This window comes from Nitratiruptor sp. YY08-26 (assembly GCF_016593215.1).
Taxonomy (GTDB): domain Bacteria; phylum Campylobacterota; class Campylobacteria; order Campylobacterales; family Nitratiruptoraceae; genus Nitratiruptor; species Nitratiruptor tergarcus.
On sequence record NZ_AP023063.1, the window covers coordinates 240,563 to 265,642 of the forward strand.

Annotated in this window: 21 protein-coding genes and 1 tRNA gene; 16 read left to right on the forward strand and 6 right to left on the reverse strand. The window is 37.1% G+C overall.

Features of this window, described 5'->3' with window-relative positions:
- Positions 1-9: 9 nt before the first annotated feature.
- The 10 genes from rplA (at position 10) to JG738_RS01545 (ending at position 14,049) form a co-directional block, all read left to right on the forward strand.
- Positions 10-717 carry a 50S ribosomal protein L1 gene (rplA, locus tag JG738_RS01500; RefSeq protein ID WP_201337996.1) on the forward strand — a complete coding sequence of 236 codons (708 nt, stop codon included), beginning with the start codon at positions 10-12 and terminating at the stop codon, positions 715-717.
- Between the two features lie 75 nt (positions 718-792).
- Positions 793-1,305 carry a 50S ribosomal protein L10 gene (rplJ, locus tag JG738_RS01505; RefSeq protein ID WP_084275200.1) on the forward strand — a complete coding sequence of 171 codons (513 nt, stop codon included), beginning with the start codon at positions 793-795 and terminating at the stop codon, positions 1,303-1,305.
- A 20-nt stretch (positions 1,306-1,325) separates the two neighbouring features.
- A complete protein-coding gene (gene rplL / locus JG738_RS01510; RefSeq protein WP_084275201.1) occupies positions 1,326-1,709 on the forward strand; it encodes a 50S ribosomal protein L7/L12 in 384 nt (127 codons plus the stop codon).
- A 116-nt stretch (positions 1,710-1,825) separates the two neighbouring features.
- Entirely contained in the window at positions 1,826-5,986 is a 4,161-nt protein-coding gene (rpoB, locus tag JG738_RS01515; protein WP_201337997.1) for a DNA-directed RNA polymerase subunit beta, read from the forward strand.
- On the forward strand, positions 5,964-10,487 hold the full coding sequence (gene rpoC, locus JG738_RS01520) for a DNA-directed RNA polymerase subunit beta' (protein WP_201337998.1): 4,524 nt from the start codon (positions 5,964-5,966) through the stop codon (positions 10,485-10,487). The genes rpoB and rpoC overlap by 23 nt, the downstream gene beginning before the upstream one ends.
- Before the next feature lie 91 nt (positions 10,488-10,578).
- Positions 10,579-10,950, forward strand: a complete 372-nt coding sequence (gene rpsL, locus JG738_RS01525; protein ID WP_084275204.1) for a 30S ribosomal protein S12 — start codon at positions 10,579-10,581, stop codon at positions 10,948-10,950.
- A 103-nt stretch (positions 10,951-11,053) separates the two neighbouring features.
- Positions 11,054-11,524, forward strand: a complete 471-nt coding sequence (rpsG, locus tag JG738_RS01530; protein WP_084275205.1) for a 30S ribosomal protein S7 — start codon at positions 11,054-11,056, stop codon at positions 11,522-11,524.
- 99 nt (positions 11,525-11,623) lie between these two features.
- Complete coding sequence (gene fusA, locus JG738_RS01535; protein ID WP_201337999.1) at positions 11,624-13,702, forward strand: elongation factor G; 2,079 nt, start codon at positions 11,624-11,626, stop codon at positions 13,700-13,702.
- A complete protein-coding gene (locus tag JG738_RS01540; RefSeq protein WP_201338000.1) occupies positions 13,695-13,985 on the forward strand; it encodes a cupin domain-containing protein in 291 nt (96 codons plus the stop codon). Before fusA ends, JG738_RS01540 begins: the two co-directional genes overlap by 8 nt.
- Positions 13,976-14,049, forward strand: a tRNA-Arg gene (locus JG738_RS01545). The genes JG738_RS01540 and JG738_RS01545 overlap by 10 nt, the downstream gene beginning before the upstream one ends.
- 246 nt (positions 14,050-14,295) lie before the next feature.
- On the opposite strand, the gene JG738_RS01550 is transcribed toward JG738_RS01545, so the two are convergent.
- From JG738_RS01550 to JG738_RS01560, 3 genes are read right to left on the reverse strand one after another with little or no spacing between them, the layout of a single operon-like run.
- Complete coding sequence (locus JG738_RS01550) at positions 14,296-15,039, reverse strand: hypothetical protein (protein ID WP_201338001.1); 744 nt, start codon at positions 15,037-15,039, stop codon at positions 14,296-14,298.
- A 35-nt stretch (positions 15,040-15,074) separates the two neighbouring features.
- The gene (locus tag JG738_RS01555; protein ID WP_201338002.1) at positions 15,075-15,350 is read right to left on the reverse strand and encodes a type II toxin-antitoxin system mRNA interferase toxin, RelE/StbE family; all 276 of its coding nucleotides are present in this window, start codon (positions 15,348-15,350) and stop codon (positions 15,075-15,077) included.
- Positions 15,325-15,585, reverse strand: coding sequence for a hypothetical protein (locus JG738_RS01560; RefSeq protein ID WP_201338003.1), 261 nt, complete (start codon positions 15,583-15,585; stop codon positions 15,325-15,327). The genes JG738_RS01555 and JG738_RS01560 overlap by 26 nt, the downstream gene beginning before the upstream one ends.
- A 569-nt stretch (positions 15,586-16,154) precedes the next feature.
- Here JG738_RS01560 and cheB point away from each other — a divergent pair.
- From cheB to JG738_RS01575, 3 genes are read left to right on the forward strand one after another with little or no spacing between them, the layout of a single operon-like run.
- Positions 16,155-17,237: a chemotaxis-specific protein-glutamate methyltransferase CheB gene (cheB, locus tag JG738_RS01565; RefSeq protein ID WP_201338004.1), complete on the forward strand. Its 1,083-nt coding sequence runs from the start codon at positions 16,155-16,157 to the stop codon at positions 17,235-17,237.
- Positions 17,212-17,736 (forward strand): hypothetical protein, encoded by a 525-nt coding sequence (locus JG738_RS01570; RefSeq protein WP_201338005.1) that lies wholly within the window; start codon positions 17,212-17,214, stop codon positions 17,734-17,736. Before cheB ends, JG738_RS01570 begins: the two co-directional genes overlap by 26 nt.
- The gene (locus JG738_RS01575; RefSeq protein ID WP_201338006.1) at positions 17,729-18,550 is read left to right on the forward strand and encodes a protein-glutamate O-methyltransferase CheR; all 822 of its coding nucleotides are present in this window, start codon (positions 17,729-17,731) and stop codon (positions 18,548-18,550) included. The genes JG738_RS01570 and JG738_RS01575 overlap by 8 nt, the downstream gene beginning before the upstream one ends.
- Here JG738_RS01575 and JG738_RS01580 read toward each other — a convergent pair.
- Both JG738_RS01580 and JG738_RS01585 read right to left on the reverse strand, forming a co-directional pair.
- Positions 18,547-19,854, reverse strand: a complete 1,308-nt coding sequence (locus JG738_RS01580; RefSeq protein ID WP_201338007.1) for a chemotaxis protein CheW — start codon at positions 19,852-19,854, stop codon at positions 18,547-18,549. The genes JG738_RS01575 and JG738_RS01580 overlap by 4 nt on opposite strands.
- A gap of 2 nt (positions 19,855-19,856) precedes the next feature.
- On the reverse strand, positions 19,857-21,746 hold the full coding sequence (locus JG738_RS01585) for a methyl-accepting chemotaxis protein (RefSeq protein ID WP_201338008.1): 1,890 nt from the start codon (positions 21,744-21,746) through the stop codon (positions 19,857-19,859).
- A gap of 286 nt (positions 21,747-22,032) precedes the next feature.
- On the opposite strand from JG738_RS01585, the gene JG738_RS01590 reads away from it, so the two are divergent.
- Positions 22,033-22,302: an RNA-binding protein gene (locus tag JG738_RS01590; protein WP_084275225.1), complete on the forward strand. Its 270-nt coding sequence runs from the start codon at positions 22,033-22,035 to the stop codon at positions 22,300-22,302.
- Here JG738_RS01590 and JG738_RS01595 read toward each other — a convergent pair.
- Complete coding sequence (locus tag JG738_RS01595) at positions 22,299-23,579, reverse strand: DNA polymerase IV (RefSeq protein ID WP_201338009.1); 1,281 nt, start codon at positions 23,577-23,579, stop codon at positions 22,299-22,301. The two genes, JG738_RS01590 and JG738_RS01595, sit on opposite strands and share 4 nt — an antisense overlap.
- Before the next feature lie 77 nt (positions 23,580-23,656).
- Here JG738_RS01595 and JG738_RS01600 point away from each other — a divergent pair, with 77 nt between their 5' ends.
- Entirely contained in the window at positions 23,657-24,331 is a 675-nt protein-coding gene (locus JG738_RS01600) for a S24 family peptidase (RefSeq protein ID WP_236583175.1), read from the forward strand.
- Between the two features lie 11 nt (positions 24,332-24,342).
- Positions 24,343-25,080, forward strand: coding sequence for a GGDEF domain-containing protein (locus JG738_RS01605; protein WP_201338010.1), 738 nt, complete (start codon positions 24,343-24,345; stop codon positions 25,078-25,080).

Consider the following 25,080-nt stretch of genomic DNA (forward strand, 5'->3'; position numbering starts at 1 on the left):
GAGTGAATAATGGCGAAAAAACATTCTAAAAGATATCAAGAACTATTAAATAAAATTGAAAAAGGTAAACTCTACTCAGTAGAAGAAGCGGTAGAGAAAGTAAAAGATCTAAAATCTGCTAAATTTGATGAAACTGTTGAACTTGCTCTTAGACTCGGGGTTGATCCAAGACATGCTGATCAGATGGTACGAGGTTCAGTAGTATTACCTCACGGAACAGGTAAAACTGTAAGAGTTGCTGTTTTTGCTAAAGGTGCAAAAGCAGATGAAGCGAAAGAGTGTGGTGCTGACATGGTTGGTGCTGAAGATTTAGTTGAAGAGATCCAAAATGGAAATATAAATTTTGATATTGCTATAGCAACTCCAGACATGATGGGTTTAGTTGGAAAAATCGGTAGGATTTTAGGACCTAAAGGTCTTATGCCAAACCCTAAAACTGGTACTGTTACAATGGATGTGTGTAAAGCAGTAAAAAATGCAAAAGCGGGTCAGGTAAATTTTAGAGTTGATAAAAAGGGAAACATTCATGCTGGTATTGGCAAAGCAAGTTTCTCACCTGAAGCTTTAAAAGAGAATCTCGAAGCTTTTGTTGCACAAATTAATAAACTTAAACCTGCTGCTGCAAAAGGACGTTATATTCGCCATGCTGCATTATCGTTGACAATGAGCCCTGCGGTAGAACTTAATCCACAAGAATTAATGGATATTAAAGCGTAGTTTATCTTAGACTGAAGATAGCGGGCATCCATAAGACCTGCTTGAAGTCTTCTGTCGGAAAGGAGGTAAAAAAATTTGACACGTAGCCAAAAAGAAGAGGTTGTATCTTACCTCACCGAAGAGTTTAAAAATGCTGCCGCGATCGTCGATTGTGATTATAAAGGGATGAGTGTTGCTGAACTTGAATCACTTCGACGCGCAGCAAAGGAAAAAGGGCTCAAAGTTAGAGTAGTAAAAAATACTCTAGCAATGATTGCTCTTAAAAATAACGGTGTTGAAGACTTTGTGCTCAAAGAGACAAACGTTTTGGTTTGGGGAGATGATTTAGTAGATCTTGCCAAAACTGTAACTGACTTTGCTAAAGAGCACAAAGAGAACTTCAAAATCAAACAGGGCTATTTTGAAGGCGAAGTTGCTGATGCGAGCAAAATTGAAGCTTATAGCAAGCTTCCAAGCAAAGAGGAGCTACTTGGAATGCTTTTGTCTGTATGGACTGCTCCATTACGCAATCTCCTCTATGTATGGAATGCGCCTAAACAAAACTTTGTTACTGTTCTTGAAAATATAAGACAACAAAAAGAAAGCTAAAAAAATAAAAGGAGAGAAGAATGGCTTGTACAAGAGAAGATGTAATCGAATATATCTCAAACCTTAGTGTTTTGGAACTTAGTGAACTTGTAAAAGAGTTTGAAGAGAAATTTGGTGTTAGCGCACAACCAACTGTAGTTGCTGGAGCTGTAGCTGCTGGTGGTGCTGAAGGTGGTGCTGCTGCAGAAGAAAAAACTGAATTTGACGTAGTATTGACTGATGCTGGTCCTAAGAAAATCAATACTATTAAAGTTATTAGACAAGTAACTGGTCTTGGACTTAAAGAAGCTAAAGAAGCTGCAGAAAATACACCAACTACAATTAAAGAGGGTGTAAGCAAAGAAGAGGCTGAAGAGCTCAAAAAACAATTCGAAGAAGCTGGCGCTAAAGTAGAAATTAAATAAGACTTTCAATAAATACTTAGAAGAGGAAGCTTTCCTCTTCTTAAACAAATTTGCGATAGAATACTCCCCCTTCTACATATACCATGCGGTAAAAACTACGAAAATGAGGTTAGCCTATGCTAAATAGTTTAAAATCCGGAAGCAGACTCAGGGTAGATTTTTCTAAGATCCCCCAAGACTTAGAGGTTCCAAACCTTTTACAACTTCAAAAAAGCAGTTATGAAAACTTCTTAATGGCAAATGCCAAAGATAGAGAAAATAGCGGTATTGAAAAGGTTTTTAGATCAATTTTCCCTATCCATGATCCGCAAAATAGAATTTCGCTTGAATATGCTGGAAGCGAAATTGTTAAACCAAAATATACAATTCGCGAATGTATGGAACGTGGTATTACATATAGCGTTTCACTGAAAATGAACATTCGGCTTGTACTTTGGGAGCGCGATGAGAAAACGGGAGAGAAAATTGGTGTGAAAGATGTCAAAGAACAAGCCATTTATGTTCGTGACATTCCTTACATGACTGATAGAACCTCTTTTATTATCAATGGTGTTGAGCGTGTTGTTGTGAACCAGCTCCATCGTAGTCCTGGCGTTATATTTAAAGAGGAAGAAGCCACGACTTCTAGTGGAACGATGATTGATACTGCGCAAATTATTCCAGATCGTGGAGCATGGCTTTACTTTGAATATGATCCTAAAGATATTTTGTATGTACGTATCAATAAAAGAAGAAAAATTCCTTCTACTATTCTCTTTCGAGCACTTGGATATACAAAACAAGATATTTTAAAACTTTTTTATCCTATAACAAAGATAATTGCAAAAGATAATAAATTTTTAATTGAATTTAAACCAGAAGATTTTATCGGTAGAGTAGAATTTGAGGTTCGCGACGAAAAAGGCAATCTCATTATAGAAGAGGGTAAGCGCCTTACTAAGAAAAAAGCCCAAAAACTTATTGAAGAGGGGCTGCAATATGTAGAATTTCCTCTTGAAGTTTTGATGGATCGCTATCTTGCTGCACCAATAATTGATCAAACAAGTGGTGAAGTACTTTTTGATACATTGACCAACCTTGATGAGACAAAACTCAAAAAAATTATTGAAAGCGGAATTACTGAATTTGAAATTGTCAACGATTTGGCAGTTGGAAAAGATAAAGCAATTATCAATTCATTTCTTGCTGATCAAGAGAGTCTGAAGCTTCTCAAACAGACAGAAGGCATAGAAGATGAAAATGATCTTGCAGCTATTAGAATATATAAAGTAATGCGCCCAGGAGAGCCTGTTACAAAAGAGACTGCCAAAGCCTTTGTAAAAGATCTCTTCTTTAATCCAGAAAAATATGATATTACCCGTGTGGGTAGAATGAAAATGAACCATAAGCTCGATCTCAATGTTCCTCAATATGTAACTGTACTTACAAGCGAAGATATTATAAAAACAGTACAGTATCTCATAAAAGTAAAAAATGGGCAGGGACGTATCGACGATCGCGACCACCTTGGAAACAGACGTATTCGTGCAATTGGTGAGCTATTGGCAAATGAGCTTCACTCTGGTCTAGTGAAGATGCAAAAAGCAATTCGTGATAAGATGACCACAATAAGTGGCAATTTAGATGAGCTTATGCCACACGATCTCATAAACTCAAAAATGATTACAAATACTGTTTTAGAGTTTTTTGCAACAGGGCAGCTTTCTCAATTTATGGATCAAACAAATCCACTCAGCGAAATCACACACAAAAGACGCCTCTCCGCTCTTGGCGAGGGAGGACTTGTTAAAGAGCGTGCTGGGTTTGAAGTACGTGACGTTCACCCTACACACTATGGAAGAATTTGTCCTATTGAGACACCAGAAGGCCAAAATATTGGTCTTATCAACACTCTCTCCACTTATGCGAAAGTAAATGATCTTGGATTTATTGAAGCTGCGTATAAAGTTGTAAAAGATGGAAAAATAACTGATGAGATCGTCTATCTCACAGCGGCACAAGAAGAGGGAAAAATCATTGCTCCAGCCAATACTGAGATTATTGATGGTAATGAGATTAAAGGTGATTATGTAGAAGCAAGAAAAGATGGAGAGATTATCTTAGTTGAAAAAAGTAAAGTAGAGCTTATTGACCTCACTCCGCGCATGGTAGTTGGTGTTGCTGCGAGTCTCATTCCATTTTTGGAGCATGATGATGCGAACAGGGCTTTGATGGGTTCAAACATGCAGCGCCAAGCTGTACCACTTCTCAAAACTGAAGCGCCAATGGTGGGAACCGGTATGGAAAAAGTAGTGGCGCGAGATGCTTGGGAGTCTATTCGCGCTAAAAGAAGTGGAGTAGTAGAAAAGATTGATAGTGAAAACATCTATATTCTTGGTGAAGATGAAGATGGAGCATATATCGATCACTATAAGCTCCAAAAGAATCTCAGAACTAACCAAAATACCTGCTTTACACAAAAACCAATTGTCAAAAAAGGTGATTATGTAGAAGCGGGACAAGTAATTACTGATGGTCCAAATATGGACAATGCTGAACTTGCCCTTGGTAAAAATATGCTTGTAGCCTTTATGCCTTGGAATGGGTATAACTTCGAGGATGCTATTGTTGTGAGTGAGCGTATTATTCGCGATGATGAGTTTACATCAGTGCATATTTATGAAAAAGAGGTTGAAGCAAGAGAGCTTAAACATGGTGTAGAAGAGATTACTCGTGATATTCCAAATGTCAAAGAGGAAGAGATTGCGCACCTTGATGAGAGTGGTATTGTCAAAGTTGGTACATATGTGAAGCCAGGAATGATCCTTGTAGGAAAAGTATCTCCAAAAGGAGAAGTACGTCCAAGCCCAGAAGAGAGACTCTTGCGAGCAATCTTTGGGGAAAAAGCGGGTCATGTTGTCAATAAATCACTCTACTGCCCACAATCTATGGAAGGGGTTGTGGTAGATGTGAAGATTTTTACCAAAAAAGGGTATGAAAAAGATCCTCGCAGCATCAAAGCCTATGAAGAGGAGAAGGAGAAGCTCTCAAAAGAGCATCATGATAAACTTTTGATGATAGACAGAGAAGAGATGCTCAAAATCATTTCACTCCTTTCTAAAGAGCCTTTAGAAAAAGATGCAAAAATCAAAGATAAAGAGTTTAAAGCGGGCGAAGTTATTTCAAAAGAGGAGCTCAGTAGTATCAATAGATTTGCACTCAATGCACTTGTGAAATCCTATCCAGCCGAGGTACAAGCTCGTTATAACAAGATAAAAACACATTTCCAAAACGAAAAGAGAAAACTTACAGAAGAGCATGAAGAGAAGCTTTCAATCTTAGAAAAAGAGGATATCTTACCAAGTGGCGTTGTAAAACTTGTGAAAGTCTTTATCGCGACAAAGCGAAAGCTCAAAGTAGGTGATAAGATGGCGGGACGTCACGGTAACAAAGGTATCGTCTCTGTTATCGTTCCTGAAACCGATATGCCATATACAAAAGATGGTCGCATTGTAGATATTGTACTTAACCCTCTTGGGGTTCCATCACGTATGAATATTGGACAGATTCTCGAAGTACACTTAGGACTTATTGGAAAGCGACTTGGTGAGCAGATTCAAGAGATTTTTGAGGCTAAAAGAGCAGATTTTATCAATGAGTTGCGTGCTAAAATGATTGAGATTGCCGATGTGGCAAAACTCATGAATGCTAAAGAGACAATCGAGAAGATGAGTGATGATGAACTTATCAAATATGCACGAGATTGGAGTAGAGGTGTAAAATTTGCTACACCTGTTTTTGAAGGTGTAACTGCTGAAGAGTTCCAAAAACTCTATGAAATGGCAAAAATGGATCTTGATGGTAAAACAGAGCTTTACGATGGGCGCACAGGTGAGAAGTTTAAAGAGCGTGTAAATGTGGGATATATGTACATGCTTAAACTCCATCACTTAGTAGATGAAAAAGTGCACGCTCGCTCCACTGGACCATACTCACTTGTTACACAGCAACCAGTAGGTGGTAAAGCACTCTTTGGTGGGCAAAGATTTGGTGAGATGGAAGTTTGGGCACTTGAAGCGCATGGTGCAGCCCATACGCTTAAAGAGATGCTTACTATCAAATCAGATGATGTAGAGGGGCGTGTAGCTGCTTATAAAGCTATTACGAAGTCTGAGCCGATTCCAGAGCCAGGAATTCCAGAAACACTGTTCGTTTTAACAAAAGAGTTGCAAGCACTAGGAATTGATGTAGAAATTTTAAATGAGGAAAAAGAAGATGAAGAGACTGATTCCAATTGAAATAGGTGAAGAGCAACGACCAAAAGATATCCAGGCGATCCAGTTTCGCCTTGCAAGTCCAGAAAAGATTCTTAGTTGGTCTCATGGTGAGGTAAAAAAACCAGAAACAATCAACTACCGTACGCTTAAGCCTGAGCGTGATGGACTCTTTTGCGCAAAAATTTTCGGTCCAATCAAAGATTATGAGTGTCTGTGCGGTAAATATAAAAAGATGCGCTACAAAGGCGTTGTGTGTGAAAAGTGTGGCGTTGAAGTGACTGTAAGCAAAGTGCGCCGTAGCCGCATGGGACATATTGAGCTTGTTACTCCTGTAGCACATATTTGGTATGTCAACTCTTTGCCAAGCCGTATCGGAACTTTACTTGGTGTGAAAATGAAAGATCTTGAGAGGGTTCTTTACTATGAGGCTTATATTGTAAAAGAGCCAGGTGAAGCTTACTACGATTTTGAGAAGAAAAACCCTGTTAAAAAGTATGATGTTTTAAATGAAGAGCAGTATCAGCAATTGATGCAGCATTTTGGCGATACAGGTTTTGATGCGCGCATGGGAGGAGAAGTAGTAAAAGAGCTGCTTGAGGAGTTCGATCTTATTGAAGCTTTTGAGCAGCTCAAAGAGGAGATGCGCAATACCACCTCTGAAGCCAAAAGAAAAACAGTTGTAAAAAGACTCAAAGTCATTGAGAGTTTTCTCAATAGTGGAAATAAACCTGAATGGATGATGCTTACAGTTATTCCTGTACTACCACCAGATCTGCGTCCACTTGTAGCACTTGATGGAGGGAAGTTTGCAGTAAGTGATGTCAATGATCTCTATCGCCGTGTAATTAACCGTAATCAACGCCTCAAACGTCTTTTAGATCTTGATGCACCTGAGATTATTGTGCGCAATGAAAAGAGAATGCTTCAAGAGGCAGTGGATGCTTTGATCGATAATGGTCGCCGTGGTAATGCAGTAAAAGGTGCAAACAAGAGACCACTCAAATCTTTGAGTGAAATTATCAAAGGAAAACAGGGACGTTTTCGCCAAAACCTTCTTGGTAAACGTGTCGATTTCTCTGGACGTTCCGTTATTGTAGTTGGGCCAAACTTGCGTATGGATCAGTGTGGTCTTCCAAAATTGATGGCTTTGGAGCTTTTCAAACCACATCTTCTTGCAAAACTCGAAGAAAAGGGTTTTGCAACAACACTCAAAACTGCTAAAAAGATGATAGAAGATAAAGAAAATGAAGTATGGGAGTGCCTCCAAGAGATAGTTGAAGAGTATCCTGTACTTCTCAACCGTGCACCGACACTCCATAAATTATCAATCCAGGCATTTCACCCAGTCCTCATTGATGGAAAAGCTATTCAGCTCCATCCACTTGTCTGTTCTGCATTCAACGCAGACTTTGATGGTGACCAGATGGCAGTGCATGTGCCTTTGACTGAAGAGGCGATTGCTGAGTGTAAAATATTGATGCTCAGCTCCATGAACATCTTGCTTCCTGCATCAGGACGTGCAATTGCAGTACCAACGCAAGATATGGTACTTGGTATCTACTATCTTTCTAAAGAGAAAGAGGGAGTAAAGGGTACAAATAAGCTTTTTGCAGATGTTGATGAGATTATGATTGCATTGGAGTCTGGAAATCTCGATATAAATGCAAAAGTACGTACAAAAGTAGATGGACATGTAGTCTATACTACTGCTGGAAGACTGATTATAAAATCTATTTTGCCAGATTTTGTTCCAGTGGATTTATGGAACAGAGTATTGAAGAAAAAAGATATTGCTGCGCTCGTTGATTATGTATTTAAAGAGGCTGGACCAAAAATTACAGCTGAATTTTTGGATAATCTCAAAGAGCTTGGATTTAAATACTCTACTCTCACAGGGATTTCAATCAGTGCTTATGATATTAAAGTACCTGAGGCGAAGAAAAAACTCATCGAAGAGGCAAAAAGAAAAGTAAAAGAGATCCAACAGCAGTTCCAAGCTGGTTTACTTACAGAGCAAGAGCGCTATAACAAAATTATCGATATTTGGACAGATACAACAAATGCTGTTGCAAATGAGATGATGGAGCTTATGAAAAACGATAAAGATGGTTTCAACTCTGTGTATATGATGGCAGACTCTGGTGCACGTGGTAGCTCAGCACAGATTCGTCAGCTTGCTGGTATGCGTGGGCTTATGGCAAAACCTGATGGAACTATTATTGAGACACCAATTATTTCTAACTTTAAAGAGGGACTCAACGTTTTAGAATATTTCATCTCTACCCACGGTGCAAGGAAAGGTTTAGCAGATACGGCGCTCAAAACTGCAAACGCAGGATATTTGACAAGAAAACTTGTTGATGTTGCACAAAATGTCAAAGTTACAATTGAAGATTGTGGAACGCATGAAGGAGTTGAGATTACAGAGATCTCGGTAGGTAATGAGCTTATTGAGCCGCTTGAAGATAGAATCTATGGACGCGTTTTGGCGCAAGATGTTATAGATCCTATAACCAAAGAGATCCTCTTTGCAGAGGGTACACTCCTTGATGAAGAGAAAACGAAGAAAATTGTGGAAGCAGGAATTAAGTCTGTTGTTATTCGTACACCTATTACTTGTAAAGCTGAAAAGGGTGTTTGTGCGAAGTGTTATGGACTCAATATGGGAGAAGGAAAACTTGTCAAACCGGGTGAAGCCGTAGGAATTATTGCAGCACAATCAATTGGTGAGCCAGGAACACAGCTGACACTACGAACCTTCCACGTCGGTGGTACTGCTAGTAGGGCAGCTGAAGAGCGACAAGTAGTTGCAACCAAAGAGGGTTTTATACGCTACTACAATCTCAAAACATATGAAGCCGAAAATGGCAAAATTATTGTTGCAAATAGACGTAACGCAGGAGTTTTACTTGTTGAGCCAAAAGTAAAAGCACTTTTTGATGGGACTCTTGAAATTAAGAGTGTTCACGATGAAGTGCTTATTACTTTGCAAAATGGCGATGAGAAAGTACGCTATAGCTTTAAAAAGGGAGATTTTGCAAAACCAAATGAGCTTGCCGGAGTAAGTGGTAAAATAGAAGGTAAACTCTATCTTCCTTATGAGAGTGGAATGCAAGTAAAAGAGGGCGAAAGTATTGTTGAAATCATCAAAGAGGGATGGAATGTTCCTAATCGTATCCCTTATGCAGCTGAGCTTAAAGTGCGTGATGGTGCTCCTGTAACGCAAAAAATTGTCAGTGGCGCAGAAGGTGAAGTGAAATTTTATAAACTCAAAGGTGACTATCTTGAGCGCTTCCATGAAGTGAAAAAAGGTGAAAAGATAGATGAAAAAGGGCTTTTTGCTGTCATTGCTGATGAGGAAGGAAGAGAAGCAGCACGCCACTACATTGCAAGAGGCTCTATTATTGAGGTAGAAGATAACCAAAAAGTATCGAAAGATACCATTATTGCAGTACCTGCAAAAACAGATAAAACAGTAATAGCAGAGTGGGATCCATACTCTATACCAATTATTGCAGAAAAAGAGGGGGTTGTTACATTTGAAGATGTTATTGCAGGCGTAACAGCTGTCGAACAGGTTGATGAGTTTACTGGTGAGACAAGGCTGACAATCAACGAGTATGTTCCACCTGAATATAAGCCAACTATTGTATTGGCACCAAAAGATGGTAGTGATGTAATCAGATATGTATTAGAGCCTAAAACTGCTATCTATGTGCAAAGTGGACAAGAGGTAAAACTTGCGCAAACATTGGCAAAAACACCAAAAGCAGCTGCAAAATCGAGAGATATTACAGGAGGTCTTCCAAGAGTGAGTGAGCTCTTTGAAGCAAGACGTCCAAAAGATCCAGCAGTTGTGGCAGAAATTGATGGAGTTGTAAGTTTTGGAAAACCGAGCCGCGGTAAGCAACGTATTATCATAACTGCAGATACTGGCCAAACAGTAGAGTACTTAATCGATAAAAATAGACAAATTCTTGTGCATAATGGCGAGTTTGTCCATGCTGGTGAGAGACTTACAGACGGTACAATAAGTGGTCACGATATTTTACGTACTCTTGGCGAAAAAGCATTGATGTACTATATGGTCACTGAGATTCAACAAGTCTATCGACGCCAGGGTGTTAATATTGCGGATAAACACATAGAAATAATTGTTTCTCAAATGCTCAGACAAGTGAAAATTCTCGACAGCGGGGATACAAAATTTATCCCTGGAGATCTTGTGAGTAAAAAAGAGTTTAGAAAAGAGAATGCAAGAATCCAAAGACTTGGAGGACAACCAGCTATTGCAGAACCGGTACTTGTCGGTATTACACGTGCAGCTGTAAGTTCTGACTCAGTTATCAGTGCAGCATCTTTCCAAGATACAACAAAAGTACTTACTGAGGCGAGCATTAGTGCAAAAGTAGATTATCTCGAAGATCTCAAAGAAAACGTTATTATTGGTCGTTTAATTCCTGTGGGTACAGGTCTTTATCGTAAAGAGGATATAGAGATAAAAGTAGGTGGCGAGGAGTAACCTCGCCAAACTTATATAAAGTTTAATTTAAGCTAAATATAATTTAAATTTCTATATAATTAGCCACTAATTTTAGAGAAAGGAAGAGAACGTGCCTACAATCAACCAGTTGGTAAGAAAAGAGAGAAAAAAGGTCATTAAAAAGTCTAAATCGCCTGCTCTTGTAAAATGCCCTCAAAGAAGAGGAGTATGTACAAGAGTCTATACTACTACACCTAAAAAACCAAACTCTGCACTTCGTAAAGTTGCAAAAGTAAGACTTACTTCAGGATATGAGGTAATTAGCTATATTCCAGGTGAAGGTCACAACCTCCAAGAACACTCTATTGTTCTAGTACGTGGTGGTAGGGTAAAAGACTTACCAGGTGTGAAATATCACATTGTTAGGGGTGCACTCGATACTGCGGGTGTTGCAAATAGAAAGAAATCACGATCAAAATACGGTACTAAAAAACCAAAATAATCGTAAAAAAATAGTGAGAAATTAAAGAGATTTAATGACTCACTCATAGCCACAGGCGAGGCTTAGTCGTCTGAGTAAATTAAAAAATTGAAGGGAGCTAGAAGTGAGAAGAAGAAGAGCGCCAGTACGAGAAGTAATGCCGGATCCTATTTATGGCAGTAAATTAGTAACAAAGTTTATTAATAAATTGATGTGGGACGGAAAGAAAAGTGTTGCACAAAAGATTTTTTACAATGCATTGAAGTTAATTGAAGAAAAAGATAAAGAAGCAAAAGGTATTGATGTCTTTAATGAAGCGATTGAAAATGTTAAACCTTTGCTCGAAGTAAAGAGTAGAAGAGTAGGCGGGGCGACTTACCAAGTACCGGTTGAAGTAAGACCAGTAAGGCAACAATCTCTAGCAATTAGATGGATAGTGGATGCAGCCAGAAATAGAAATGAACGTACAATGGCTGAGCGTTTGGCAAATGAACTTCTTGATGCTGCGAATAAACGAGGAGCAGCATATAAGAAGAAAGAAGATACTTACAAAATGGCAGAAGCCAATAAAGCATTTGCACACTACAGATGGTAAAAAAAACCGATATTACGGATTTCTTCAAAGAACGAGAGAACTTCTCTCGTTACTACACATATAAAAACATAATTCTCCAAAAACGATAAAGGATAACAGATGGCAAGAAAGACTCCTATAGAAAAGGTTAGAAATATAGGTATTGCTGCACATATTGATGCAGGAAAAACCACTACGACAGAGCGAATTCTCTACTACACAGGAATCTCTCATAAAATAGGTGAGGTGCACGAAGGTGCAGCGACAATGGACTGGATGGAACAGGAAAAAGAGAGAGGTATTACAATTACTTCAGCTGCAACTACATGTTTTTGGAAAGATCACCAAATTAACATCATCGATACTCCGGGACACGTTGACTTTACAATTGAAGTTGAGCGCAGTATGCGTGTTCTTGATGGTGCTGTAGCAGTTTTTTGTGCTGTTGGTGGTGTGCAACCGCAATCTGAGACAGTATGGAGACAGGCAAACAAATACCATGTTCCAAGAATCGTTTTTGTAAACAAAATGGATAGAATTGGAGCAGACTTTTTCAATGTTGAAAATCAAATTAGAGAAAGACTCAAAGCAAATCCAGTTCCTATTCAGATTCCTATAGGTGCAGAAGATAACTTCCGTGGTGTAGTTGATCTTGTAGAGATGAAAGGAATTGTCTGGGATGACGAGACAATGGGAGCAAAATATGAAGTAATCGATATCCCAGAAGATCTTAAAGAAAAAGCAGAAGAGTACCGAGAAAAGCTCATCGAAGCAGTTGCAGAAACTGATGAAGAGCTTTTAGATAAATATCTTGGTGGTGAAGAGCTTACAATAGAAGAGATCAAAAAAGGTATCAAAAAAGGTACTCTAGATATGACTATCACTCCAATGCTTTGTGGTAGTGCATTTAAAAATAAAGGGGTACAAACACTTCTTGATGCAGTTGTTGATTACCTTCCAGCTCCAACAGAAGTTAGTTGGATTAAAGGAATCGATCCAAAAACGGGAGAGGAAGTAAGTGTTGAATCTACAGACAATGGTCCATTTGCTGCACTTGCATTCAAAATTATGACAGATCCATTTGTTGGACAGCTCTCATTCATTCGGGTCTATAGAGGACAGATTACTAGCGGAAGCTATGTACTGAACTCAACAAAAGAGAAAAAAGAGCGTGTTGGGCGACTTCTCAAAATGCATGCAAATAAACGTGAAGAGATTAAAGAGCTTCCAGCAGGTGAGATTGGTGCAGTTGTTGGACTTAAATATACACTTACTGGTGATACGCTTTGTGATGAAAATCATCCAGTTATTTTGGAAAAGATGGAGTTCCCAGAGCCAGTTATTTCTGTTGCAGTTGAGCCAAAAACAAAAGCAGACCAAGAGAAGATGGCTACAGCATTAGCCAAACTTGCAGAAGAGGATCCGAGCTTTAGAGTTCATACTGATGAAGAGACAGGTCAGACAATTATTTCTGGTATGGGTGAGTTGCACCTTGAAATCATCGTTGATCGAATGAAGCGTGAATTTAAAGTAGATGCAGAAGTTGGTCAGCCACAAGTTGCATATAGAGAAACTATCAAAGCTCCTGTTGATCAAGAGTACAAATATGCAAAACAGTCTGGTGGTCGTGGTCAATATGGTCACGTATTTATCAAACTTGAACCACAAGAGCCTGGTAAAGGGTATGAGTTTGTAAACAACATAACCGGTGGTGTTATTCCAAAAGAGTATATCCCAGCAGTTGATAAAGGTATCCAAGAGGCAATGCAAAACGGTGTTGTAGCTGGATATCCAGTAGTTGATGTAAAAGCTACACTTTATGATGGAAGCTACCACGATGTTGACTCTAGTGAAATGGCATTTAAAATCGCTGGTTCTATGGCTTTTAAAGAAGCAGCTAAAAAAGCAAATCCAGTACTTCTTGAGCCAATCATGAAAGTAGAGGTTGAAGTTCCAGAAGAGTACATGGGTGATGTTATCGGTGATATCAATAGAAGACGTGGTCAGGTGCAAAGTATGGAAGATAGAGCAGGTAACAAAATCGTAACTGCTATGGTTCCACTTGCAGAGATGTTTGGATACTCAACTGATTTACGATCTTTCACACAGGGTCGAGGTACGTACTCTATGGAATTTGATCATTATGAGGAGGTACCTAAAAACGTTGCAGATGAGATCATCAAAAAACGTAATGGCTAAGGTTATAAAAACCGGTATAAGAGAAGAAAAAACAATCAAAGAGACTCTCCAAAAGGAGGGTTTCTTCAATATCTTCACATGGCATGACGAGCCACATACAAGCTATCCCGTGCATACACATCCACACTATGAAGTGCGATGGGTAATTGATGGTGTTTTAGAAATTACACAAGATGGTAAGACGATACAATTAGAGCCAGGTGATCGCTTAGAGAGCGAGCCAAATACTCCTCATAGTGCCTTTACTCCTACTGGTACAATATATGTTTGTGCGTCCCGGTAGCTCAGCAGGATAGAGCATCGGATTCCTAATCCGAAGGTCGTGGGTTCGAATCCCGCCCGGGACATACCATAAAATCGGGCTTTTAGAGGATTTTGCAAAGTTTAAGAAAGCGGTGGGTGTCGTCTTGGGTGTCGTCTTCTTAATTGTAACTTGCAACTACTTATAAACCTTTCTAATGCTTATATAATTATGCTATCATTGATATTGAAATCAATACAAATTAATCATAAACAATTATTATAAATCGAAAGAGTTATATTCTTTTCTTAAGAATTAAGCTTCAAAATCCATAAATAGCTATAAATCTTAATCAATTGGCTTTGGTCTTTTGTAGCCAATAGTAGCCATTGACGAGGTCTACATCTTCCCATTTAAGATGCAGCACTTCATTTTTACGCCTGCCAAATAGTTCAAATAAAAAGATAGCCTGATAGTATGGATCGTCTTTATAGATAGATTTGATAGCGTCATAGACAGCGATAAACTTTTGAGCAGCATTCGTAATGATTTTGCGTTGTAACGGGACTTTTATAATAATCCTCTCTATAGGATTTTTAATGAGTATGTCGTTTTCTATGGCAAATTTATACATAGGATTGAGAATACGCTTAACTTTTGCCTGATGCGCCTTAGAGTATCCATTAGCATCCATCTTGGCTATTATCTTTCTCACTTCAAAAGGTTTAAGATCGATCGCTCGTCTGCTTCCTATATGCGGTTGGATATGAATAGCAAAAAACCGCTTTTGCTCTTGCGTCCAGGAAGTGGAGGGTTTTTGTGATATGTAGAGATTGAATAGTTGTGTAATGGTGATTTTTTCATCTGGTTTGCGTCCTTGTCTTACTTCCTCTTTATAGTGTTGTAGCAACCTTTTAGCTTCGTTAATACGTGTGTGTTTATCCCATAGAGGATTATCGAGAGTGATTACTTTGCGGTATCGCTTTTTGAGATGCGTAAAATCAAATAAAAACTTGGTAGGCTGCTCTTTTTTGTAGTTTCCGATAAGGTAGAGGTTAGGGGCTATTTTCGTTTTAGCTGTATTATCTATCGCCAATGTTTACCTTTTGTATAGCCGTAATGTTGCCGTTATCAATACACCTCATCATGACTCCCAATATCGAGTAAGATTATCTCTTTATCAGTGATGATGAGGTCTATGACAATTCTATAGTGCATATCTATTGATACGCTGTAATATTCGTTTAGATCTCCTTTGAGCTTATGGAGTCTCAAAGAGGGATAGTATGGATCATTTTCCAGCTGCTCTATAACCTTTTTGTATTTTGGTAAAAGATTGGGATGCTTTTTAAAAAACTTTGCAGCCCTTTTGAGGTATTTTTCACTCTGTAGTATTTTGTATTTCATTCATAAGCTCTTGTATATGCTCTTTTGCCGTTACCTCTTTGACTTTACCTAATGCTCTCTCTTCCAAAAACTCAATATATCTCTTATCAAGCTTTTTAGCTCTTTCATACTCCTCTAAAGGCAAAACAATATACTTTGGCTTCCCTCTAAAGGTGATGATAGCCTCAGGCTTCTTTTTGAGTTCAGCTTCTATTGCTTTGATACCCTTCACCTTTAAATCGTTTGCGCTTATCATTGTTTATCCTTTGTAATCGCACTTTTAATCTATTATATCATACGATTGATTTGCATTGATTTGCATTGATATCTTTTAAGGTTGGATGATCGATTGAGTAGTATTTGCAGCATAAGAGAAAAATAGTGTTTATTGGATTAAGAAAGGAAGATATTATCTCATCTTATAGGTAGAAAATTTAGTGATTTAGTGTTTAAGTTTTGCAATGGGTGTCGTCCTGAGTGTCGTCTTTTAGTCAAAATATATCCATTTTAAGCAATCTATAAGAAAATAGGAATCCCCATAAATACGCTATTATCAATCAAAATCAATCTTAATCTTAAATAGACCTTAATTTCCCTAATCTGAAGGTCGTGGGTTCGAATCCCGCTCGGGACATGTAATTTAAATCATGGAAAATTTTGCGCATGCTCTTTGACATTTTCAGAAATTCCTCATCGTTTTTAGTTAAATTTATTACATTCAATTATGGTTCACAGAAAATTTAGCAATAAACTGAACAATCATCATTGTTTAAATAGCTCTTTAAAGATATAATATTATGTAAGCAAAAATTTAAAAGGAAATAGATGAAAAAGGGCCAAAAGGCGCTTGTTATTGATGATTCAGCGTTAGTGCGCAGATTTTTAAAAAAGGAGCTCGAAAGGCTTGGATTTGAAGTGGAAGTAGCAAAAGATGGAGAAGAGGGCGAAAAAAAAGCCTTAGAAAATAGATATGATTTTATAACTCTTGATATCGAAATGCCTAAAAAAAGTGGACTTGAAGTTTTAGAGTCCATAATGCAAGAAAACCCCACACGGGTTTTAGTTATTAGTGCTTATGTAATTGAAAATGGTGAGATTGCAATGAGAGCGCTTGAATTAGGTGCGCTTGATTATATCAAAAAGCCAAATTCAAAGGTTGTAACAGGGGAAGAGGGTTTTATAAAAGAGCTTGAGAATAAAGTGCGAGATAGTATGAAGATCAATAAATTATCTCTTTTAAGAAGGAAAAATAAGCCATTACGCCAACCTAATTCTATAGAAAAGCCTGCAAAATTTTTACCAAATGAGGACAAAAAATATGTCCTCATTGGTGCATCTACTGGGGGTCCAAAACTTATTGAAGCTATTACAAGGTCTCTTCCTGCAACATATCCATATCCAGTATGTGTTGTGCAGCATATGCCAGATACATTTACAGATAAATTTGCTCAAAGGCTGAATACTATAAGTCAAAATAGCGTAGTTGAAGCAAATAATGGCGAAGAACTTACGCCAGGAAAGATAATTATTGGTAAAGGTGGCAGGCATCTTCATTTTCGTAGAGATGGGAGTAAAATTGTATGCAAGTTGGTTCCAAATTTTAGTAATCGCTTTTTTGTGCCTAGTGTGAATGAGATGTTTTTTAGTGCATTGGAGGTTATGAATCCAAAAAATATTATGGCCGTGTTATTAACAGGTATTGGTGATGATGGGGCAGATGGCATGGTTGCACTCAAAAAGTCTGGAGCTTATACTATTGCGGAGAGTGAGGAGAGTGCAACAGTTTATGGAATGCCAAAAGAGGCTTATGTGAGAGGTGGAGCTGTAAAAGTGCTCCATTTTGATGAGATTTTACAAGAGATAATTGCATTTGGGAGTAGTAATGGCGTTAAAAAAAGTAGAAGCTGAAATACCAATTTCGCGATTTAAAGAGTTTCAAGAGGCAAGTCGCTATATTGAAGCCTTTGAAGAGTATAGTGAAGAAGAAGTATTTGCCGCTATAGATTATATGCTTGTGCATAAAGAGTTTCATTATCTTCTTCGAACACTTTTGCAACAATGTCAAAAAAAAGATATAGAAAAACTTTCAAGCTATATATTTGCTCGACTTAATTGTCTCAAAAGAGAAGAGGATCAGCAGTTGTTACAGGAACTACTTGCATGTCAAAACAGAGGTATTCAACACAATACTATTGCATATATATTGGCATGTTGTGAGCACTATGACACAGCTAAATTATTGCAAAATTACCCGATCTCAAAAGAAGAGCTTAAGATATTGGTTAAATATGGAGATTGTGAAAGTGTACATAACTATGCTACTAGGTTGCAAGAGGAACTTTTTGAAAGATTGCGTATTTTAGAAGAGTTTTTTGAGATATATGATCAAAAGAGGACTTATGAATGATTTTGATTTGATAAAACTTAGAGATTTTATAGCAGCAAAAACTGGCATTTTTATAGATGATGATAAACTCCTAAAAATCTATAAAAGAAAATTTGAAGATTTCATACAAAAACAGGGCTTTGAAGATTTTGAGAGTTTCTATCACCATCTCGTTTTTAGGAAAGATGAGTATCTATTACAAGAACTTATCAATCTCTCAACAGTGAATGAGACCTATTTCTTTCGTGAAGAGTATCAATTTAAAACTCTCGTGGAAGAGGCTGTGCCAGAACTTGATTCTTTACGCTCATCTCGTGATTCAATTAATATTTTGACAGCTCCTAGCTCTTCAGGTGAGGAGCTATACTCTATTGCAATCTACATTATGGAGTATGCTAAAGAGTTTTTTGCAAAGAGAGACTTTGTACTCGTTGGTATAGATATTGACTCTATGATGATAAAAAAAGCTCGAAATGGCGTTTTTAATCAAAGAAGTATCAGTAAGATCCCTCCTCATCTATTGCAAAAATATTTCATACAAGATGGCAAGCAATATAGGATTATTGATGAAATTCGTAAAGGGCTTACTTTTAAAGTTGTGAATGTGATGGACTTTTATGCTATGAAAAAACTAGGAAAGTTTGATGCTATCTTTTCACGCAATATGCTTATCTATTTTGATGAAAAGACACGTAAAGAGATATTAGCAACGTATCATGCTCTTTTAAAATCTCATGGATATCTCTTTTTGGGACATGCCGAAAAGGTCCCAGAAGAGATGGAGATTTTTAAAAGGGTGAAAAAAGGAGAGAGTATAATTTATCAAAAAGCCTAATTGAATGTTTTCCATCCTATATTAAAGAGATTGAATGACTTGGTATCTAAAGTAACAATACCTGCACTCAGAGATATTGTATTTGGAAGATAAGCAATATGTGCTTTAGAGACAGAGACAATATCTTTGATACTATCAACAATGATAGCATATTCATGTCCTTCGTTAGTCTTAATAATTAAAATTTTTGATTCATCAGTTGGGATAAAATCTTTTTTGAGCATTTTTGCAATATTTAAGAGATGGTAGGTTTTGTTTTTATAGAGTATAAGTCCTTGTACATTTTCATGTGTAGTTAATGCATTATTGGTGATATCAGTTTTGGAAAGCTCTAAAATAGTGATAATATTATCAATAGGTACAGCATAATCTTCTTGAAAGAGTGAAATAAGTAAAAAATCTTCTTCATACTTATACTCTTTTTTTGCAGAAGTGTTATGAGTATTCATTAAAAGTCCATACTTTTTAATACTATCTTGGATAAAAGATGAAGAGATAATTGGAATAATACTGTTTTGATAGTGAAAATACCCTTCAAAGAGTTGTTGTGGATCGCTCTCAATTATAATATCTTCATAAGCAATATCTAAAAGCCCTTCAATACGCTCTATTAAAAGTCCAAGTACTTGTGAATCATCTTGTAAAATGATGACAGAACCCTCTTTTGATGACTCTAAAGAGAGTTTTTTAGCCAAATCAGCAACTTTAAGAGCTCTATTTTTAAAATTATAGATTCCAGTTATCCATTCTTGGTGAAATTGTTGTACGAGATCTATATTTGTTATAGGAACAATAGAGTGAATAAAACTGTTATCTATAGCATAGAGTCTATTTTGTAAAGTAAAAAGAAGTAGTGGCCGAAAATGCTCTTTTGTATTTTGGGAAACTTTTTTTTCTTCGCTTTGCTGTAGTGGTGGAAAAGTAAGAGATTGAAGAATATGTTGGAGAGGAAGTTCCTGAAACACAATATCATCTTTTTCATAAAGACTACCTGCTCTAGAGCTATTTTGATCAAACTCTTCTAGGGCTAAAATTTCATCAATTAAAAACGCATAAGCATTATTTTGAAACTCTAAAAGCAATACAGGTTTATTTGTTGTCTCTTTACATTCATTTATATTGAGAATCTTTTTAAGGCAAAGAAGCAGATAGTGTGAAATACCTTGCTGTACGCTGCCAATTATATAATCATTCATGTGAAGCATAGAGACGATTTTTTGTGCATAGAAGATCTGTTTTATATAATCAGTTGGAATGACATATACTTGATTATCAATGCGAAATTTTATAACTGTTGTTTTCATAACTACAGCCTTTGGGTAACAAGATTAATCTGGTTTATATCATTTTGCATCTGATTAGCAATATTTTTAATAATTTGCGCCGCTTCTTTTGATTGTGTCGAGTTTGTAAAGCTAAGTTCAGCTGCCTCTTGTATCTGCTGTGATGCTATGAGGGATTGCTCGAGAGCTTGGAGCATCTGGTTTGTAGCTTCAGAGAAAGTTTCAATCGTTTTTTGAACGTGTTCAAGTTGTTGCATATTTCTTGAAAGCTCTGTTTTTAATTTCTCTAATTTATTGAGCTCTCGATCTTGAATGAGAATAATATTATTTATATCAACGAGCATTGTGTCATTTTGATCTTGAATTTCATCAATGATTTCAATAATTTTGTCCAGATCGTTTTCAGAATCGATAGCGAGATTACGGATATCGTTAGAGACCTCTCGAAATCCTTTGCCCTTTTCGCCAAGTCTTATTGCTTCTAATGCACCATTAATAGAGATACTAGCAACCTGTACAATTGCTAATTCTATTTTCCTAATAAGATTGCTGAGTGTCAAAATTTTTGATTTGATAAACTGTAAATCATTTTTCCGTTCATTGGCAAGACCATAGTTTTGTTTTGTCGAATATTGTACGTATGAGATAAGCTCTATTATCTCTTGAAACTCTTTTTGTACATTTTGAATCTCATCATAAATATTTTCTACTTTATCCACTCCATCTTTAATGTGTCCTAGACATTTTTGGGCAACTTGTGCATTTGTTTGTGCATCATTTTTAGCAAGTTCTGCAGCTGTCTCTATCTGCATAAGGGCTTCCAATACCTGCTCCATAGAGTTGTTGAGTTCAAAAACAGAGCTGGAGAGCTCTTCTGAAGCAGTAGCGAGTTCATGCTTTATTGCTTCTTTATCATTTGTGTGCATAGATTCTATAAGATTATCTATCATTTTTGCTGCTTCTTCGATCTGAGAAAAAGCGGTATTTTGCATACTAATTGTACTTGTGACCTGTGCTACTGCACTCGCGCTCTCTTCTGCTGCACTAGCTATCGTTTCTGCTCCTCTGTGTAATATAGCTATCTCTTTGACTACTTCTTGGATATTTTGTAGCAGTGCATCGATATCGTTAACAAATTGCTCCATCGTTTGAACCATAGTAGCTATTTTTTGATGGGAACTATCAGCTTTTTGGGAAGAGTTTTCCATTTCATCTTTTACTTGCAAAATATCGTTCTTGCTTTTTTCGACTTTATCTTTAATAATATCGACAACCTGCTCTATCTTATGGGCATAGACATTCGATTTTGAAGCGACCAGGCGAATCTCACGTGCCATTACATTAAATGACTCCCCCTCTTCTTTCACACGACTTGCTTCAATTGCAGCATTGAGGGCAATAAGGGCAAGATTGCGAATGATATTGACTGCTTCTGTGATCTCTTGCGATGTTTCAAAAAGCTCTTGACTCTTTTGTACAATGTTATTGGCCCACCCAGAGGCTTGCTCCATTCCATTTTTTGTATCACCAATACTTTCTTGCGTCTCTAAAAATACCTCTTGTAAATCATTTGATATACCAACAATTTTATTTGTCTCTTTTTCAAGCATTATAGAGTTCTCTTTGATTTGCGTAATAGCGCTAAGACTCTCTTCTGCTGCACCAGCACTCTCTTCTGCAGCTGCGGCAATCTGCTCCATGGTCTGCTTGAGCTCTTCAATAGCTGTGTATCCTTCTGCGATCTCTTTCATAAAGTTTTGTGAGATGCGAGTAAGCTCTTCTTGTACTGTTTCATCTCCTGTAGATGATGTTTGTACAGATTGTGAAGCCTCTTTTATTACCTGCTGTCTTTGTTCTATTTGTTCTTCTTGCTCATAACTTGTTTCATAGCTTTGATGTTGTTTAAATGCCATAACCGTACCTTTTCATAGAACTTTAATGTATGAAATACGCTTATAAATTTAAGCTATTTATTATTATCGAATATTTTTTAAAAAAAATGAGTATATAGAAAAAAATAAACTTTATATTAAGAGATAGACTTGTTACTATAATTTTTTGCATAATGACAGAGGGAAAAATCCAAAGAGTGCCACATGTATTGGACTTATACAATACCCTATCTTTTTTTTTAAAAAACAGCTATAATATTTTTACCCAAAAATTTTTTGGGATGCATTATTTTCAAAGGAACAATCGATGAAGCAAATTTATGTAGGGAATCTCCCATACAGATCAAGTGAAGAGGATGTCAGAGAGCTTTTTGCTCAGTATGGCGATGTAAATTCTGTTAAGCTTATAACAGATAGAGAAACAGGACGTGCAAGAGGTTTTGGTTTTGTTGAAATGGATGATAGCAGTGCACAAGCAGCTATTGAAGCGCTAGACGGGAAAGAATTTGAAGGAAGAGTTCTAAAAGTAAACGAGGCTCGACCAAGAGAAGAGAGACCTCGAAGAACATTTAACTAACTATTCTCCATGGCGGCTTTGCCGCCTTGCATCTCTATCCCCCACATTATCTTATCTATTCCAAACTTTTTTCTTATAAGATTGGTAGAATTGAAGAGATTGTACAACTTTTTATCACCCTCATATGTGAAAATATCGTAGAGTTTTTGATCGTAAAATCTCGAGCAGTGCAAAGATATCCGAATAATTGGCTCTACTGATAATATGTCACACATAGTTAAAAGTTCTAAAGCGATGTTTTTGAGTAATTGCTCGCTAAAGATTTTGTGTGAGAGGGTATGAGCTTTTGCTTTGCTTCCATTTTCATATTTCAAGCTTAAAAGATAAAACTTTGGTTCAAGACGCAGTCTTGCGACACTAAAAGCTAAATGGCGAGCCAGAATAACTATACGGCGTTGCAGTTCTTGGCGATCGATGAGGGGGTCGATAGTGCGTGATATGCCTACAGATTTTCTTGGACTTTTATGTTCTATTGGCTCATTATCAATACCCCATATTCTTTTATAAAGGGTTATACCCGGCTTTTTCCAGCTGTAAAAGAGCTCTTTTATCTCTTTTGTCTCTCCTAAAGTCTTAATACCGTAATTGCGTAGGCGTTTGCAATAGCCTCTTCCAATACCTGGAAATTGCTCGATAGGAATAGGAGATATAAATTGCTCTACATCACGTACTACTTTTATGCCGTGAGGTTTTGCAAAAGATGTTGCAAGTTTTGCTGTCCATTTACTCTTAGCAGCTCCTATGGATATGGGAAGGTGAAAGGTTTTGAGAATTTTTTGCTGGAGTGAGTGGAGAAATGGCTCTATTTCACTCTCATTTACCCACCCACTGAGATCTGCAAAAAACTCATCGATGCTAAACTGCTCAACTGCTGGGAGCTCTTTTTTGAGAAATAGATGGAGTTTGTGTGAGAGTTCATGGTAGTAGAGATGATTTGGCGGGACTACTTGCAACGAAGGATATACCTGGAGAGCTTCTCGTATAGTCATACCGGTTTTAATGCCATATTTTCTTGCTTCATAACTTGCAGTGATGATAATACCTCGAATTTTCTTCCCTTCAATAAAATACTCTTCAAAACTGTTTTTAGCATCATACATAATAGAAGGTACAAAGGCACCACTATTAGCATGGGTTGTATCTATATTTTTATTAAAACTATTAAATATAAAGGGATCTCCCCTTCCTCCCACAGCTGCAGGGATATTACGTAGACTTGGCTTACGAATGCGTTCAGCTGATATGAAAAATGCATCAAGATCGAGATGGATTTTCATAGCTTTTCTCCTATAGTTGTTTAGTCTTATTAAAAATATTAACAATTTATTAAATAGATGGTAGAATAATTAACAAAATGTTTATTGGAGTAGGTATGCTTGGTTTTCAAGAGGTTGTGGAACGGATAAAGGATATTATCTCAAAAGAGATTGGAGAGAGAAAAATTTATGATAAAGATGTAGCAGCAGTACTCGGTCTTACGCCAGAGCACTTTTCTATGCTCAAAAGAAGAAAGCGATTGCCTTTGCCAGAGTTACTTGACTTTTGTGCTAAGAGGCGCATTAGTATCAACTGGCTTCTTTATGATCAAGATCCTGCATCTTTGCATAAAGAGACAGAGAAGTTTGCATATGTGAAATATTTTAAAGAGGTTAATGCAAGTGCTGGGGGAGGGGCTTTTAACTATGAATTGGTTTCACAAAAACTTTTTTTGGATGAAGAGATTGTGGAGATTCTTGGAGGCAAAAAGAGGTTACAATATATTCAAGCCATCAATGTTTTGGGCGATTCTATGGAACCAACATTGAAAGATGGAAGTATCGCTTTTGTAGATACTTCACAACAAGATATCAAAAAAGGGGGACTTTTTCTCATATCTACAAATGCTGGATTATTTATAAAGAGAATTCGTCTGCGAACCGATAAAATGGTAGAATTAGTTTCTGATAATGCAAATTATGCTATAGAAGAGGTTGAGCCAGAGAGTGTAACAGTAGTAGGCCGTGTTATTGGGAGTATTGAAAAGATTTAAAAGGATACTTTGTGTTCAAATACTATGCGAAATATTTTGTGCTCTATCTATTTATAGGTATTATTCTTGGATCTTTACAAATATATGTGGTTATGGAGCCAATAGAAATATCCCTTCGCTATCTTCTGCTTCCTCTTTTAATGATACTCTTGTTTGCCTATTTTCCAGCAAGAGCAGAATATAGATTGCAAGAGATGAGGGAAATGAAAAAAAGAGAGGAGTATAGTGAAAAATACAAAGAGACAATTCAGTCCACGCAACGAGGAAGACTCAAAAGAGATGCCCTAACAGGGGCACTTAGCAAAGAAGCTTTCAATGAGATAATAGGGCTAAAGATTATCGAAGCAAAACATGTTTCAAGTCCCCTTTCACTTATTCTATTTGATATCGATTTTTTCAAAAAGATCAATGATACATATGGCCATATTGTAGGTGATCAGGTCTTAAAAGAGTTGAGTGAAGTTGTACGAAGTAATCTGCGTGAATCTGAATATTTTGTGCGGTGGGGTGGGGAAGAGTTTATTGTTCTTTTACCAGGAACCCATTTAAATGGTGCTCTTATGGTAGCTGAGAAGCTACGGAGAAAAGTAGAGGAGTATACATTTCCTGAAGTTGAACGGATGACCTGTAGTTTTGGTGTAACAGCACTAAAAAACAATGATACAATAAAAAGCTTCATAATACGTGCTGATGAGGCTTTGTATGAGGCTAAAAATGATGGGAGAAATAGGGTGAAGGAGAAGGTATAA

What these genes read in the sequence shown, in the direction of transcription:
- rplA (WP_201337996.1), top strand. Translation starts at nt 10, where the DNA reads ATGGCGAAAAAACATTCTAAAAGATATCAAGAACTATTAAATAAAATT.
- rplL (WP_084275201.1), top strand. Translation starts at nt 1,326, where the DNA reads ATGGCTTGTACAAGAGAAGATGTAATCGAATATATCTCAAACCTTAGT.
- rpoB (WP_201337997.1), top strand. Translation starts at nt 1,826, where the DNA reads ATGCTAAATAGTTTAAAATCCGGAAGCAGACTCAGGGTAGATTTTTCT.
- rpoC (WP_201337998.1), top strand. Translation starts at nt 5,964, where the DNA reads ATGAAGAGACTGATTCCAATTGAAATAGGTGAAGAGCAACGACCAAAA.
- fusA (WP_201337999.1), top strand. Translation starts at nt 11,624, where the DNA reads ATGGCAAGAAAGACTCCTATAGAAAAGGTTAGAAATATAGGTATTGCT.
- JG738_RS01540 (WP_201338000.1), top strand. Translation starts at nt 13,695, where the DNA reads ATGGCTAAGGTTATAAAAACCGGTATAAGAGAAGAAAAAACAATCAAA.
- JG738_RS01555 (WP_201338002.1), bottom strand. Translation starts at nt 15,350, where the DNA reads ATGAAATACAAAATACTACAGAGTGAAAAATACCTCAAAAGGGCTGCA.
- JG738_RS01560 (WP_201338003.1), bottom strand. Translation starts at nt 15,585, where the DNA reads ATGATAAGCGCAAACGATTTAAAGGTGAAGGGTATCAAAGCAATAGAA.
- cheB (WP_201338004.1), top strand. Translation starts at nt 16,155, where the DNA reads ATGAAAAAGGGCCAAAAGGCGCTTGTTATTGATGATTCAGCGTTAGTG.
- JG738_RS01570 (WP_201338005.1), top strand. Translation starts at nt 17,212, where the DNA reads ATGGCGTTAAAAAAAGTAGAAGCTGAAATACCAATTTCGCGATTTAAA.
- JG738_RS01575 (WP_201338006.1), top strand. Translation starts at nt 17,729, where the DNA reads ATGAATGATTTTGATTTGATAAAACTTAGAGATTTTATAGCAGCAAAA.
- JG738_RS01580 (WP_201338007.1), bottom strand. Translation starts at nt 19,854, where the DNA reads ATGAAAACAACAGTTATAAAATTTCGCATTGATAATCAAGTATATGTC.
- JG738_RS01585 (WP_201338008.1), bottom strand. Translation starts at nt 21,746, where the DNA reads ATGGCATTTAAACAACATCAAAGCTATGAAACAAGTTATGAGCAAGAA.
- JG738_RS01590 (WP_084275225.1), top strand. Translation starts at nt 22,033, where the DNA reads ATGAAGCAAATTTATGTAGGGAATCTCCCATACAGATCAAGTGAAGAG.
- JG738_RS01595 (WP_201338009.1), bottom strand. Translation starts at nt 23,579, where the DNA reads ATGAAAATCCATCTCGATCTTGATGCATTTTTCATATCAGCTGAACGC.
- JG738_RS01600 (WP_236583175.1), top strand. Translation starts at nt 23,657, where the DNA reads ATGTTTATTGGAGTAGGTATGCTTGGTTTTCAAGAGGTTGTGGAACGG.